This window comes from Pedobacter sp. 22163, from assembly GCF_052045595.1.
Lineage (GTDB): Bacteria > Bacteroidota > Bacteroidia > Sphingobacteriales > Sphingobacteriaceae > Pedobacter.
In genome coordinates this window covers 211137-224159 of record NZ_JBQEPM010000002.1, presented here as the reverse complement: position 1 = coordinate 224159, position 13023 = coordinate 211137, and the positions used below count along the sequence as shown (strand labels likewise).

Annotated in this window: 16 protein-coding genes; 12 read left to right on the top strand and 4 right to left on the bottom strand. The window is 39.5% G+C overall.

Annotation, left to right across the window (positions count from 1 at the left end):
• Positions 1-46: 46 nt before the first annotated feature.
• The 3 genes from ACTJKN_RS05525 to ACTJKN_RS05515 all read right to left on the bottom strand — a co-directional run bounded on the left by ACTJKN_RS05525 (position 47) and on the right by ACTJKN_RS05515 (position 2152).
• Positions 47-943, bottom strand: a complete 897-nt coding sequence (locus ACTJKN_RS05525) for a helix-turn-helix domain-containing protein (RefSeq protein WP_440823363.1) — start codon at positions 941-943, stop codon at positions 47-49.
• A gap of 81 nt (positions 944-1024) precedes the next feature.
• The gene (locus ACTJKN_RS05520) at positions 1025-1321 is read right to left on the bottom strand and encodes a putative quinol monooxygenase (protein WP_440823362.1); all 297 of its coding nucleotides are present in this window, start codon (positions 1319-1321) and stop codon (positions 1025-1027) included.
• A gap of 36 nt (positions 1322-1357) precedes the next feature.
• On the bottom strand, positions 1358-2152 hold the full coding sequence (locus ACTJKN_RS05515; RefSeq protein WP_440823361.1) for an SDR family NAD(P)-dependent oxidoreductase: 795 nt from the start codon (positions 2150-2152) through the stop codon (positions 1358-1360).
• 219 nt (positions 2153-2371) lie between these two features.
• On the opposite strand from ACTJKN_RS05515, the gene ACTJKN_RS05510 reads away from it, so the two are divergent.
• The 6 genes from ACTJKN_RS05510 to ACTJKN_RS05485 all read left to right on the top strand — a co-directional run bounded on the left by ACTJKN_RS05510 (position 2372) and on the right by ACTJKN_RS05485 (position 6134).
• Positions 2372-3250, top strand: coding sequence for a helix-turn-helix domain-containing protein (locus tag ACTJKN_RS05510; RefSeq protein ID WP_440823360.1), 879 nt, complete (start codon positions 2372-2374; stop codon positions 3248-3250).
• Between the two features lie 85 nt (positions 3251-3335).
• Complete coding sequence (locus tag ACTJKN_RS05505; protein ID WP_440823359.1) at positions 3336-3932, top strand: sugar O-acetyltransferase; 597 nt, start codon at positions 3336-3338, stop codon at positions 3930-3932.
• Between the two features lie 17 nt (positions 3933-3949).
• Positions 3950-4402 carry a cyclophilin-like fold protein gene (locus ACTJKN_RS05500; protein WP_440823358.1) on the top strand — a complete coding sequence of 151 codons (453 nt, stop codon included), beginning with the start codon at positions 3950-3952 and terminating at the stop codon, positions 4400-4402.
• Positions 4403-4492: 90 nt separating this feature from the next.
• On the top strand, positions 4493-4909 hold the full coding sequence (locus ACTJKN_RS05495; protein WP_440823357.1) for a cupin domain-containing protein: 417 nt from the start codon (positions 4493-4495) through the stop codon (positions 4907-4909).
• A gap of 16 nt (positions 4910-4925) precedes the next feature.
• Positions 4926-5972 carry an alpha/beta hydrolase gene (locus ACTJKN_RS05490; RefSeq protein WP_440823356.1) on the top strand — a complete coding sequence of 349 codons (1047 nt, stop codon included), beginning with the start codon at positions 4926-4928 and terminating at the stop codon, positions 5970-5972.
• A gap of 3 nt (positions 5973-5975) precedes the next feature.
• Complete coding sequence (locus ACTJKN_RS05485; RefSeq protein WP_440823355.1) at positions 5976-6134, top strand: hypothetical protein; 159 nt, start codon at positions 5976-5978, stop codon at positions 6132-6134.
• A gap of 268 nt (positions 6135-6402) precedes the next feature.
• On the opposite strand, the gene ACTJKN_RS05480 is transcribed toward ACTJKN_RS05485, so the two are convergent.
• On the bottom strand, positions 6403-7176 hold the full coding sequence (locus tag ACTJKN_RS05480) for an NADPH-dependent F420 reductase (protein WP_440824065.1): 774 nt from the start codon (positions 7174-7176) through the stop codon (positions 6403-6405).
• A gap of 204 nt (positions 7177-7380) precedes the next feature.
• Here ACTJKN_RS05480 and ACTJKN_RS05475 point away from each other — a divergent pair, with 204 nt between their 5' ends.
• From ACTJKN_RS05475 to ACTJKN_RS05450, 6 genes are all read left to right on the top strand, one after another.
• Positions 7381-7728 carry a winged helix-turn-helix transcriptional regulator gene (locus ACTJKN_RS05475; protein WP_440823354.1) on the top strand — a complete coding sequence of 116 codons (348 nt, stop codon included), beginning with the start codon at positions 7381-7383 and terminating at the stop codon, positions 7726-7728.
• 153 nt (positions 7729-7881) lie between these two features.
• On the top strand, positions 7882-8700 hold the full coding sequence (locus tag ACTJKN_RS05470) for an SDR family NAD(P)-dependent oxidoreductase (protein ID WP_440823353.1): 819 nt from the start codon (positions 7882-7884) through the stop codon (positions 8698-8700).
• A 58-nt stretch (positions 8701-8758) separates the two neighbouring features.
• Complete coding sequence (locus ACTJKN_RS05465) at positions 8759-9655, top strand: helix-turn-helix domain-containing protein (protein ID WP_440823352.1); 897 nt, start codon at positions 8759-8761, stop codon at positions 9653-9655.
• Between the two features lie 282 nt (positions 9656-9937).
• A complete protein-coding gene (locus tag ACTJKN_RS05460) occupies positions 9938-10546 on the top strand; it encodes a TetR/AcrR family transcriptional regulator (protein WP_440823351.1) in 609 nt (202 codons plus the stop codon).
• Between the two features lie 45 nt (positions 10547-10591).
• On the top strand, positions 10592-11962 hold the full coding sequence (locus ACTJKN_RS05455; RefSeq protein WP_440823350.1) for a TolC family protein: 1371 nt from the start codon (positions 10592-10594) through the stop codon (positions 11960-11962).
• Positions 11963-11967: 5 nt separating this feature from the next.
• Positions 11968-13014: an efflux RND transporter periplasmic adaptor subunit gene (locus ACTJKN_RS05450; protein WP_440823349.1), complete on the top strand. Its 1047-nt coding sequence runs from the start codon at positions 11968-11970 to the stop codon at positions 13012-13014.
• Positions 13015-13023 lie beyond the last annotated feature (9 nt).

Genomic DNA, 13023 nt, shown 5'->3' with positions numbered 1-13023 from the left:
ACTACGCCAGTTTGGCTTGTCATGCAGAAGATTTAAAGATATCCTTTTAATTTAAAAACTGTTCCCTATATTCAGTAGGTGTAACTCCTACTTCTTTTTTAAAAAGCCTTGAAAAGTATGGTGGATTTTCAAATCCTAATTGATACGCTGTTTCGGCAACAGTTTTGTCGGTACTCATCAGCAGGTTTTTTGCTTCCATTACCAATGCAATGTGTATATGGTCTAACGCCGTTCTGCCCGTTTCCTGTTTTAATAAATCGCTCAAGTACCTTGCTGACAAGAATAATTCAGATGCCATATATTTTACCGTTGGCAATCCCTCTTCTTTAAGTTTGCCACTATCAAAATATGCTTTTAAATGATTGGTAAATTTCGAAACTGTTGTACCCGAAAGTACTGTCCGATTTAAAAACTGACGTTTATAATAACGTTGGGAATATTTTAAAATAGAGTCGATATGGGTTAGCATAATGTCTCTGCTATACTCATCTTGATTATTATAATATTCGCTCCTTATTTTATTGAACAAATCCCAAAGTGTTTCTTCTTCACTCGGTGAAATGTGCAATGCCTCATTGGCTTCATAATCAAAATAACCGTATTTCTGAATGCTTGAATGTAATGGATGATTGACTAAAAAATCTTCATGAAAATAAATCATAAAACCTTTCTCAGTAAGCTCTATGTCATTCATCTGCACGATTTGATTGGGTTTTAGGAAAAACATAGAACCGTTCTCATGGTCGTACTTTGTTTTGCCATACATCACATTGCCCGACTTAACCTTCTTCAAAGCTATTTTGTAGAAGCCCAAGGTAAACTCGGTTTCTACAAACTGGCAACCCTTTATATCTTCAAACGTTACTAAACCTAACATCGGATTTTCTGGCGAAAGAAAACCATTTGTAGTATAAAGTTCCGTGATTGTTTTATAATGCTTCATGATTTATGATCAATTTAAATTTATTAAAATTTTGATACATGAAGGTAGGCTTTTAATAAAATGATTAGTGTCTTGCCTGTTTTAAACCTCCTTCAGATAAGTCACCACTGGTGCAGTTTTCAGTTTTCCATCTAAAAAATTAAAGAAACTTTTGACATAATCCTGCTTCAGATGCCACTCATAAGTTTGTTGAGATGTATATACTGCAAAAATAACTAATGTGCTCTCACTTTCTTTTTTATTGGTTAAAATAAATGTCTCGCAACCTTCTTCCAACAATATTTTTTCCTTTGTGGCCCTGGCTTGTGGTAAAACTTCCTGCATCACTTCAGGTATTACAATAATTTCTGCGTGGGTAATTATTTTTTCGGTTTTCATTGTAAATAACTTGAGATTTTTATTGGTTGTTAATCATTATTTTACACTTTTCAAGATAGAGCCCTCAAACATTTTTGGGGCAAAGGACTGTAGGAAGAAAATCATTCCACTCATTTTACCTACGGGGTTACTGAATTTCGGTTCTTTAGCTTTAATTAATTCCGTGATTTTTGAAACCACAACTTCTGGTGACTGCGCCTCGTCTATACCTTTTTGTGTTGCTGCATTAACTTTTTTTCTGTATACATCATAGTCGGCAATATTGCCTGTTGATGCAATCGCATTGTGTCCAAGATTAGTTTTGAACCAAACAGGTTCTACTACGCTAACGCTAATATTGAATGGGTTTAATTCAAATCTCAATGATTTAAAGTACCCTTCCACTGCATGTTTCGAAGCAGAATAATAAGATAAATTTGGTGGGCCAATCAAACCGACTATAGAACTAACGGTAATAATCTGTCCGGATCTTTGCTTTCTGAAAACAGGCAATAAAGCGTTGGTCACTTTTACTGTCCCCCAAAAATTAGTTTCAAATTGCTGCCTTGCAACATCGATAGGCGTTTCTTCTGCAATACCAGTAACCATGAAGCCTGCATTATTCACCAAAACATCCAACTGTGTGGTTTCACTTGTAATTTGTTCAGCAAAGGATTGGATTGACCTGTCATCATCAATATCGAGCCTTAGTAATCTAAAAGGAAATTTCCCTTGGTACTTTTCTGGTTCTCGGCTGGTGCCGATAACATTAAAACCTTTCTGATGAAGGCTTTTTGCAAGCATTAGTCCAAATCCTGACGATGCTCCTGTAATTAGAATTGTCTTACTCATTATTATAATCTTTATTTTGTTAAACGATGAAGCAAAGATGAGACAAGGGCACTTTAGGTTAGTTATACAGAAGTGGGAAGATGTGATACATTTTTACGGAAGATCGCTTTTTACTGTTGTAGAGGCTTCTGATTGTGCCCGTTGAATTACCGCATATGGTTTCTTAAAAATAAAATGGCGAGACCCGATAGATATATTTGAATTTCTTAATTTTGTTAAATGAAAGAGAAGGTAACAAGAGCAATTTCCAAGTTTAACAATGAGCTGAAACTGCAAGGTTTTAAGGCATTTCAAATAGAAGAAGACACTACTGACACCCGTACTTATAGCCGAAAGGAGTTCTATAAAATTTGTTTGACGACTGGAAAAAGCAGGATTCACTATTCAGATAAAACTTACGAACAAGAAGGAACCATTCTTTTTTTTGGAAATCCGCATATCCCTTATTCCTGGGAAACCATTTCTACAACTTATGTTGGCTATACCATTCTTTTTTCGGAAGAGTTCTTTAAAAATTCCGAACGGTCTGAAAGTCTGCAACAATCTTCCTTTTTTAAAATCGGCGGAACGCCCGTTTTGAAAATAACCGAAGCGCAAAGAACATTTCTCAATACCATTTTTCAGAAAATGATTACTGAACAAGAAAGTGATTATGTATTTAAAGATGAGTTGATTCGCAATTACATCAGCCTGATTATCCACGAATCGCTAAAGATGGAACCTTCGGAAGGTTATGAGAAAAACCAAAATGCCTCCTCGAGATTAACTTCCGTTTTTCTGGAGTTGCTGGAAAGACAATTTCCGATTGAAACTACTGCAAATCCGCTTCAGCTAAGAACTGCACAACAATATGCACAACATCTGAATGTACACATCAATTACCTTAATCGTGCGGTAAAAGAAGTAACAGGAAGATCAACAACTACCCATATTACCGAGCGAATTCTCACAGAAGCAAAAGCACTTTTACAACATACCGACTGGAGCATTTCAGAAATCGCCTACGCGCTGGGATTCGACTATCCCACCTACTTCAACAATTTCTTTAAAAAATTTACCGGAACCAATCCTACTGCATTTCGCTCAGCAGAAGTTTGAATTTCTTAATCATTGGTTTGATAATCGTTACCACCTTGCCTAAAGGCGGGGCTAACTTTGTACTTGGTAATCAAATCCAAATACGATGTCAGATTCAAACCATATTCCCGGTTCTTTGCCACCTCAAAAAAATATTTTTGAGCGGCTGTTAGCTGGTGAAACCGTACTCCCCACCGACCCTCAAATAGGCAGATTGAGGGAAGAAGCATTCGCTGTGAAAGAATTGCTTATTCAGATGAATAATTCCTCAAATCCTAAAGAAATCTCTGAAATACTGAGCAGAATTTTAACTAAAGAAATTCAGGATGTTACCGTCTTCACGCCGATATACATCAATTGCGGCAAGTACATCAACATTGGCAAAAACGTATTCATCAATTTCGACTGCGCCTTCCTGGCATTGGGCGGAATAACCATTGAAGATGATGTTTTAATTGGCCCGAAAGTCAGCCTCATTACAGAAAATCATCCAATAAATCCTCAAGAGAGAAAAGGACTGATAGTTAAACCCATTCACATTAAAAAAAATGCATGGATTGGCGCCAATACCACTATTTTACCGGGCGTTACCATTGGTGAAAATGCTGTAATTGCAGCAGGAGCAGTAGTTTCAAAAGATGTTCCTGAGAATACAGTTGTGGGTGGAATTCCGGCAAAGTTCATTAAAACTATTCAACCTTAAGATGATTAACGATGAGAATGAAAGCTATAATTCTGGTTATGATGATTGGTATGCAACTTAACGCCTGCTCCAAGAATGAAAGTCCCGCACAAGCAGATACCCCAGATGCATCATCAAGCACAACTAAAATAAAAATTACAGTCGGCACAACAGTTTTTACGGCAACTTTATTTGACAACCCAAGTGCAACTGCATTTAAAGCCAGGCTACCACTTACCATAAATATGACTGAACTGAATGGCAATGAAAAATACTACGATTTTCCCAGTGCATTGCCAACAAATGCATCAGTTGGTGGTGATATGAAAGCAGGTGATTTAATGCTTTATCGAAGCAATGTACTAGTGCTTTTTTATAAAAATTTCAACACCCCATACAGTTATACAAAACTTGGATATGTTGACAATCCTAACGGACTTGCCCAGGCATTGGGTGCCGGAAATGTGATCGTAAAATTTGAAAATAATTAGCATAAAATGAGAAGTAGCTATAGATCCACTTTGTTATGGATATCTGTCTCACTGACAGCACTATCATGCAACAATCAAAATAAAGAAAATATGAAAAATGATAAAAGCACACTAACCGAAATTTTCCCTAAGGGAGAAAAAGGCCCGAGCGAGACCTTTACCGGGAGTGCTTATCCTACCAGCTTGGTTGCTTCAGATAGCATTTACAATACATTAGTTGGCAACGTATATTTCGAACCCGGTGCCAGAAGCCATTGGCACAGTCATCCTGCGGGGCAAATCCTCATTATTACCGATGGAGTGGGCTATCATCAAATCGAAGGACAGCCTGTTGAAATCATCAGAAAAGGAAGTGTCGTAAAATGCCCACCGAATGTAAGGCATTGGCACGGAGCGAGTGCTGACCTGGGTTTGCAGCAGTTGTACATCATTCCGAATACCGAAAAAGGCATTGTAAACTGGAACGAAGCCGTAACAGATGAGCAATATTCAATTAATAAAAAATAAATCAAAATAAAATAAAATGAGAAAAGCATTAGCAATCGCAATACTATTCCTGGCATCAGGACAATTATCTGCACAAAAAGTAAAATCAGATTCAGAAAAAATGAATACATCAAAAGAACATTATACATTCCAACTCAGCGATAAAGTAATCCGTAAAAAAGTTAGCTTCAAAAATCGATATGGCATTACATTAAGCGGAGATTTATACCTTCCAAAAAATACAGGAACCGAAAAATTATCGGCATTGGCAATCGGCGGACCTTTTGGAGCAGTAAAACAACAATCGTCAGGATTGTATGCCAATCAAATGGCAGAACGTGGTTTTGCTGTTGTGGCATTTGATCCATCTTACACCGGTGAAAGCGGTGGCGAGCCAAGAAATGTAGCTTCACCGGAAATCAACACTGAAGATTTCAGTGCCGCAATTGACTTTCTGGGATTACAGAAAAATGTAGACAGAAACAAAATCGGCATCATTGGAATTTGTGGATTTGGAGGTTTCGCATTGAATGCAACAGCAATTGATAAACGAGTAAAAGCGGTTGCCACTACGAGTTTGTACGATATGACCAGAGTAATGTCGAGGGGATACAATGATGTTGTGACGCTTGAGCAAAGAACCAAAACGTTGGAAAATTTAAGCGAGCAACGTTGGAAGGATGCCAAAGCCGGAAAACCTGCAGATGGTCCGAGAAATTTACCGGAAACATTGAAAGGCGATGAACCACAATTTGTAAAAGAATATTTCGATTATTATAGAACCCCACGTGGCTTCCAGGTCAATTCAGTTAATTCAAACGGGGCATGGCTGATTACCAATCCAATTTCATTTATGAATATGCCTATTTTAAGTTACGTGAAAGAAATTTCGCCACGACCAATGTTAATGATTGCAGGAGAAAATGCGCATTCAAGATATTTCAGTGAAGATATTTTCAAAATTGCGAATGAACCGAAAGAATTGATTATTATTCCAAATGCAGTTCACGTAGATTTATATGATAAAGTAGATGTAATCCCTTTTGATAAATTGGATAGTTTCTTTAAAACTAATTTAAAGTAATGAATGGCTAAAATACTTGTTACAGGTTCAGCAGATGGGCCTGGAAAATTGGCAGCGATGCAATTAATAGCAATTAGTTCATCTGCCAAAAAAGTAAAGGGCGCAGCAGATATTTTGATTGCTGATTTATCCAGTATTAAGGAAACCCAGGCATTCACCTAAATAGCGGGGCCGGTTGCTCTGCATTAAGGTTCTTAATCAACCCGATAACTATCGGGTTGGGAATGACGAACCGCCAAAACCTGTCATCAACACGCCGATGTATTAGAAAAATTCCAACCTCTATCAATGGCAGATTCTAAAAATCGTCGTCATCTCGTCCCGAGTAATGCATAGTGGCGAGATGACGATTCTTCGCGGCTTATCAATTAACAATATAATTTAGGTTTAAGGTGGCAAATTAATTTTTCAGCTATGACTGTACCTCCAATTACTCCGATTTTGGATTTTTAGGAAATAGAGAGCGGTTAAATTCCACTATCTCCTCATGCAAAGGCTGGGTATTGCGCTCAGTGAATAGTTTAATCACAGAATCCCTTATTTGAGCTGCAACTTCCCTCACACCATCGTTGAGTGCCTGTTTCAGGTCCGATACATTTAATTCTGTACAATAGGCCGGAGTTCCTGGCTGGTGTCTCCATGAACTTTCCAAATCTCCAGCATCAACCACATCAAAGCCTGCTTGGTCGATAAGTCCGGATACAATTTCTTTTGCTTTTGGATCATCTCCGGATATAGCCATTGCTATACGCCCTGGTGCACCTTTAGGTGTCCCCCCAAACGCAAGACTTTCTGCCAGCAGATTATTGAATGCTTTAATGACAGGGCGCCCTATTTGTTCAGCAACCCACACGCTCTCCGCTTTACCGTTCTTGATTTCCTCGATGTCGGCATCGCGGAATGGATAGTAGTTGGACGTATCTACTATGATGGTATCAGATGGCATTTCGTTAAATAAAGTTTTTGACAGGCCAGGAATAGCTATGGTTGGCACTGATAGTACGACCACATCTTTACCTTTAACAAGATCCTCCAAGGGCGAAGGCAATGCACCTAATTCATTTGCCCGCTTTTCCAGTTCTGCAAATTCAGCCGAATTGGTTACGAAAACCTGATGTCCTGCTGCAACCATTTTTTTCGCAATGGTACCTCCAATGGCACCTGTACCTATTATTCCTATTTTCATATTCAGTATCTTTAATATTTGTTTTGATGTATTATCAGATTATGCTAACCTTTCCTTGAAGTCTTTTCCTACCATATTGATTTGTAGATAAAAAATTCAATTGTTTCATTAGTCCTTATCAACCACCCTATTTCAAATAATTATTGCAAAGTTATCACATTTTACTTTCCTTTGTATAGTACTTTCCCAAAGGAAAGTCATTATTATTTAAGGGATGAGACTATGGCCAAGAAGAAAGAACACTGTGACTGTTTGAATACCGTTAAGCCGGTAAGGGACGCGCTTGATGTAATTAGTGGCAAATGGAAACTGCCCATTATTATTTCGGTGGGTGTTGGTAATGATCGTTTTACCGACATACAGGAAAGCATTCCAGGAATAACCCCTAAAGTCCTGGCTAAAGAACTCAAGGACCTGGAACAGCATAAACTATTAAAGCGTACCGTTTTAGACGGCTACCCCGTTAAAATCCTGTACACCCTGGAACCTTATGCAGATACCTTAACGCCGATAATATATTCTCTAAAAGATTGGGGAATCAACCACAGGAAAGTAGTTACAAAAGAATAATGCATTTCACTATTGTTCGCAGCAGTTAAGCAGATCAAAAAGAGCATAATATAGATCAACGTAGAAACGTTTCATTATTGCCTACTTTTGTATCACAATAGCTGTTAATAATTGATTGAAATTTGTCATCATCAAATATTAAATAATAATATAATGACAAAAACGATTTTTATAACAGGCGCATCCCGCGGATTCGGCAGGATCTGGACAGAAGCATTTTTACAACGTGGCGATAATGTTGTTGCAGCTGTGCGCAACCCGGAAACATTGACTGAACTTGCAAAGGAATTCCCTTCGAATCTATTGGTCTTAGAACTTGATGTAACCGATAGAGAGTTGAGTTTTGAATCGATCGAAATTGCAAAAAAACACTTTGGCTGTATCGATGTATTAATTAATAACGCAGGCTTCGGTCATGTTGGAGCTGTAGAAGAGTTGAGCGAGCAGGACGTGAGATTGCAGTTTGAAACGAATGTACTGGGTTCATTGTGGACTGTACAGGCGGTCCTCCCTATTATGCGCGAGCAGAAATCGGGGCACATCATTCAGCTTTCAAGTGCGCTGGGACTAAATACAGTATCATTGATGGGACTTTATAGTGCATCGAAATTCGCGGTCGAAGGCCTTACTGAAACATTGGCCGGCGAAGTGAGTGGTTTTGGCATTAAGGTAACCATACTGGAACCGGCTGGTTTCTCCACAGATTTTTTCGGTACCAATTCGCTTGCCTTAAGTGCAACTGTAAATGCTTACGATGAGATGAGAAAAGATTTTTATGAGCATGCCGGAGCGCAAGATTCCGGCAATCCTATTGCAACTATCGGAGCGGTTCTAAAATTGGTTGATACTGAAAATCCGCCGTTGAGGTTACTACTGGGCAAGACCGCTTACCCTTGGGTAAAATATACTTACGAAGAGCGCCTGAAAACATGGGAATCATGGCAGGACGTTGCTGTGGCAGCACATGGCTAATAAAGTTAACTTTACAGGATCCGGATTTGCTGGATTCTGTTTTTATCACTACTGAAAAATGGATCATTTTAAAAAAATAAGTGAGCTGCATGAAGCGCTTGGCGTTAATCCTCCAGAGCATCCGCTTTTTAGTGTGGCATACGGTGAGCGGGGCACTTGCGACGGAAATAATATACTCGAATTTTCTTCGGAATTTTACATCATAGGATTTAAGAAGCTGAAATCGGGCAGCATGCAATATGGGAAAACAAAATATGACCACGACCGTGGCTCGATGTCTTTTGTAAAACCCCACCAGAAAGTAGCCTTTAAAAATGTCGAACTTGAAGAGAAGGGTTTTCTGATTATTATCCATGAAGACTTCTTACCCGGAACCATCCTTTACCACGAAATTAAGAAATACGGCTATTTCGATTATGAAGTGAATGAGGCCTTGCATCTCTCTCCTGCAGAGGAGGAAATCATCTGGAATTTGTATTTCAGCATTGATAAAGAATATCATAATAATACCGACGAACTTAGTAAGGCCATCATAGTTAGCCATCTTGACGCCATGCTCAAATATGCACAGCGCTTTTATAAAAGACAGTTTATCAACCGTACACAATTATCCGGCTCAACAGTAACAAAGTTCAACGAATTACTTGCAGCTAATTTTGAAGAGCGGACAACTAAAGAGATTGGACTCCCCACTGTTTCTCTAATGGCAGAAAAGCTGCATATCTCTCCGCGCTATTTAACCGATCTACTAAAGGAAGAGACAGGAAAAACAGCATTAGAACTAATCCATCTTTTCCTGATTGCTAAAGCTAAAAACCTATTGGCAGAAGGCGAATTGAATGTATCAGAGATTTCGCACTTACTGGGTTTTGAAAACACAACCTATTTTTCCCGGCTGTTTAAAAAAGAAGTGGGAACATCACCCACGCAATTCAAAGACCACTTTCTAAATTAATAGCAACGTTGGTAAGCTAGCCTTCTTATGTTATAATTAATTCCCCCCTGAAAAATTCTCGATTGAGGGACGTGCAACAAGCGACGCTAAATGTTGTTAGAGATTCTAATCTTAAATTATTAGTTTTTCAGCAAAACCATTAGGTTAAGTAAAATATATAGAAGAATATTTGTTTTATTGAACACTGTTCAATACATTTGTACTATCAATTAAAATGAGAAGCTGCAAATGAAAAAGTTATTTCCTTAATCAGGTTAATATCTTTATTAATTATTTTATCCCATGGGCATTACAGAAAGAAAGCAAAGAGAGAAACAGGAAATGAGACAGCGCATATTAAATGGTGCCAGAAAAGTATTTCTTCAGAACGGCTATGAGCAGACCAGTATGCGCAACATCGCCACTGAGATCAGCTATAGTGCAGGGGTGATTTATTTCCATTTTAAAGATAAGGGTGAAATCTTTCAGGAACTCCATAAAGAGGGCTTTAGCCTGCTTCTTAAACAACTTCGGGTGCTGGACTCGGTTATAGATCCATTTGAACGCCTGAAAGCCTCTGGACGTGCATTCATCCAGTTTGCGCAGGAGAATAAAGATTATTATAACCTCATGTTCCTGGTAGAAGAGCCATTAAAAAATTCAGAAGAAAGCGGTTTCCAGATTGCAAAAGAAGCAATAAAGTACCTACACGACTTGGTCTTAGAATGCCAACAGACTGGCCGCTTTAAAGACATGGATCCTGAGTATCTTACATTTATGATCCTATCTGCTATCCATGGCATCTGCGCTCTTTTCTGTAAGGACAGAACGATGAGTTTTGAACACAAGACCAACAAGGAACTTATGGATAATGGCTATGCATGTTTTGTTTCACTACTTGAGAAGGGTTAACCCTTTTTTTTAACATCATACTGAACACTGTTTAAATTTATTACAATGATTAATTTTATCAAAAAACTACCCGCCTTTTGTTGGTCAGCAGTAATGTTACTGATCATCTTCTTTCCATCAGGACTCAATGCCCAAAATCGTTTGAACGACTATATCGCTCAGGGGTTAGCGTCAAATCAGAGCATCAAGGAACAGAACTTCTTTTTGCAAAAGAACATCTATGCCCTCCAAGAAGCAAAAAGCATGTTCCTGCCCAGTGTAACTTTTTCTACAACTTACACAAAAGCCGATGGAGGCAGAACAATTGATTTTCCTACAGGTGATCTTTTTAATGCCGCCTACGCTACATTGAACCAGCTTACAGGAAGCAATTCCTTTCCCCAACTCGAGAACCAGAGCATACTGCTTAATCCGGATAACTTCTACGATGCCAAGTTCCGCACCAGTCTACCTATTCTGAATGCGGAGCTGGTATATAATAAAAGGATCAAAGCACAACAGGTAGACTTGCAGAAAGCGGAAATACTGATGTATAAACGTGAACTGGTCAAAGAAATCAAAACGGCATATTACAACTATCTTAAAGCCACCAATGCAATAAAGATCTATCAATCCTTTCTAAAACTGCTCGAAGAAGGTGAACGGGTAAACCGGAAACTCTTTGAAAATAACAAGATCAACCGCACGGCTGTGATCCGCAGCCAGAACGAGGTATCAAAAATAAACGCATCACTTACCGCTGCCCAAAAAACAGAGGAATCTGCCCGTTATTATTTCAATTTTCTATTAAACAGGCCATTAACCGATCTCATTCTAACAGACGATGTTCCATTACTGCCCGCACAGGATAATCTATTGCTTAATGATGTGAATGGCCGCGAAGAACTGGCGAAGCTTGAAATTGCCAAAGGAATAAATAAGAACCTTACCGGCCTTGCCAAATCTTATCTCATACCTAAAGTTGGTACTTCGCTCGATCTGGGTGCTCAGTCTTTTGACTGGAAGTTTAACCAGAAAAGCAGGTATTATCTGCTGGGCGTTTCACTGGAATGGAACCTATTTTCCTCAGGACGGAACAGCTATAAGATAAAACAGGCTATTGCCAGTGAACAGGGTATATCGGCGCAGACCAATCATGTAACCCAGCAACTGCTTACTGAACTGAATGTGCGTAGGGCAAACCTGCAAAGCGCTTCTGCTCAGTACCGGGCAGCCCAATCACAACTAAAAACCAGTCAGACCTATTATAATGACGTGACCAAGCTATATAAGGAGGGAATGGCAATTTATATAGAACTACTTGATGCACAAAACCAATGGGTAGATGCCCAACTTCAATCAAACATTGCCCTATTCGACACCTGGATATCCCTTACCGCTATCGAACGTGCCAGCGCTAGTTTCAACATACAATAAATATCATGAACAAGACACAACTCACACTTATTGCACTTACATCACTATTGTTTGCCTGCAAAGAAAAACCGAAAAATACAAATCCCCTCGGCCAGCCAGATATTATCTCTGTAAAAGTTGCGCCCGTTTCCTCTTTTGGGGTAACAAATTCCATACAGGTTACCGGACTGGTTGGCACCGAAAATGAAGCGAATTATTCCTTCAAAATTGGTGGGGTAATCAGCAGCATCCTGGTAGATGAGGGACAATTTTTTAAAAAGGGGCAATTGCTGGCCACCTTGAACACTACCGAAATTGCGGCCGGCCTGGCTCAAGCAGATCTTGGTGTAGATAAGGCCGCTCGTGACTATGCCAGAGCGGTAAGCCTTTACAAAGACAGCGTATTTACGCTGGAACAGCTGCAGAATACCAAAACGGCATTGGATGTTGCAAAAAAAACAAGTGAGGCAACGGCCTTCAATCAGCGTTATGCCAGGATCTATGCGGCCTCTGACGGTTTTGTAACCAAAAAGGTTGCCAGTGTAGGCGAAGTGATCGGTGGCGGAATGCCGGTGCTGATGACGGGCTCAACCCAAAAAAGTGATAGCTACCTGTTAAAGGTTGGGGTAACTGACCTGGAATGGGCAGGGATCAGTGCAGGGCAACGGGCGGTTGCTTATCTTGATGGATATCCCGAACAGCCATTCCAGGCAACAGTATTGCGTAAACTTCAATCGGCTGATGCCGCTATCGGATCTTTTCAGGTAGAGCTGAAGCTCCAGATGGGCAATCTGAAACCTGCAATTGGCATGTTCGGGAAGGCGGCAATCGAAACCAATGCTTCAGAAAACAGGACTGTGATCCCATTTAGCGCCCTTGTAGAGGCAGATGGAGAGACGGGTTACATCTTTACCCCCAATGGTACAAACAGCGTTAGAAAAGTGCCTGTAACCATCCTGAAGTTCGACAATAAAAATGTTTACCTAAAAGATAAACTGGAAGGAATAGATCGCATAGTTATTTCTAATAGCGCCTACCTCAACGAACAGTCCACCGTAAACATTATCAAATAAAGACCACGA

Coding starts and splice junctions, on each gene's coding strand:
- ACTJKN_RS05485 (WP_440823355.1), top strand. CDS start 5,976: ATGGCTAAAATACTTGTTACAGGTTCAGCAGATGGGCCTGGAAAATTG.
- ACTJKN_RS05515 (WP_440823361.1), bottom strand. CDS start 2,152: ATGAGTAAGACAATTCTAATTACAGGAGCATCGTCAGGATTTGGACTA.
- ACTJKN_RS05455 (WP_440823350.1), top strand. CDS start 10,592: ATGATTAATTTTATCAAAAAACTACCCGCCTTTTGTTGGTCAGCAGTA.
- ACTJKN_RS05450 (WP_440823349.1), top strand. CDS start 11,968: ATGAACAAGACACAACTCACACTTATTGCACTTACATCACTATTGTTT.
- ACTJKN_RS05520 (WP_440823362.1), bottom strand. CDS start 1,321: ATGAAAACCGAAAAAATAATTACCCACGCAGAAATTATTGTAATACCT.
- ACTJKN_RS05465 (WP_440823352.1), top strand. CDS start 8,759: ATGGATCATTTTAAAAAAATAAGTGAGCTGCATGAAGCGCTTGGCGTT.
- ACTJKN_RS05525 (WP_440823363.1), bottom strand. CDS start 943: ATGAAGCATTATAAAACAATCACGGAACTTTATACTACAAATGGTTTT.
- ACTJKN_RS05460 (WP_440823351.1), top strand. CDS start 9,938: ATGGGCATTACAGAAAGAAAGCAAAGAGAGAAACAGGAAATGAGACAG.
- ACTJKN_RS05510 (WP_440823360.1), top strand. CDS start 2,372: ATGAAAGAGAAGGTAACAAGAGCAATTTCCAAGTTTAACAATGAGCTG.
- ACTJKN_RS05495 (WP_440823357.1), top strand. CDS start 4,493: ATGAAAAATGATAAAAGCACACTAACCGAAATTTTCCCTAAGGGAGAA.
- ACTJKN_RS05470 (WP_440823353.1), top strand. CDS start 7,882: ATGACAAAAACGATTTTTATAACAGGCGCATCCCGCGGATTCGGCAGG.
- ACTJKN_RS05500 (WP_440823358.1), top strand. CDS start 3,950: ATGAAAGCTATAATTCTGGTTATGATGATTGGTATGCAACTTAACGCC.
- ACTJKN_RS05490 (WP_440823356.1), top strand. CDS start 4,926: ATGAGAAAAGCATTAGCAATCGCAATACTATTCCTGGCATCAGGACAA.
- ACTJKN_RS05505 (WP_440823359.1), top strand. CDS start 3,336: ATGTCAGATTCAAACCATATTCCCGGTTCTTTGCCACCTCAAAAAAAT.
- ACTJKN_RS05475 (WP_440823354.1), top strand. CDS start 7,381: ATGGCCAAGAAGAAAGAACACTGTGACTGTTTGAATACCGTTAAGCCG.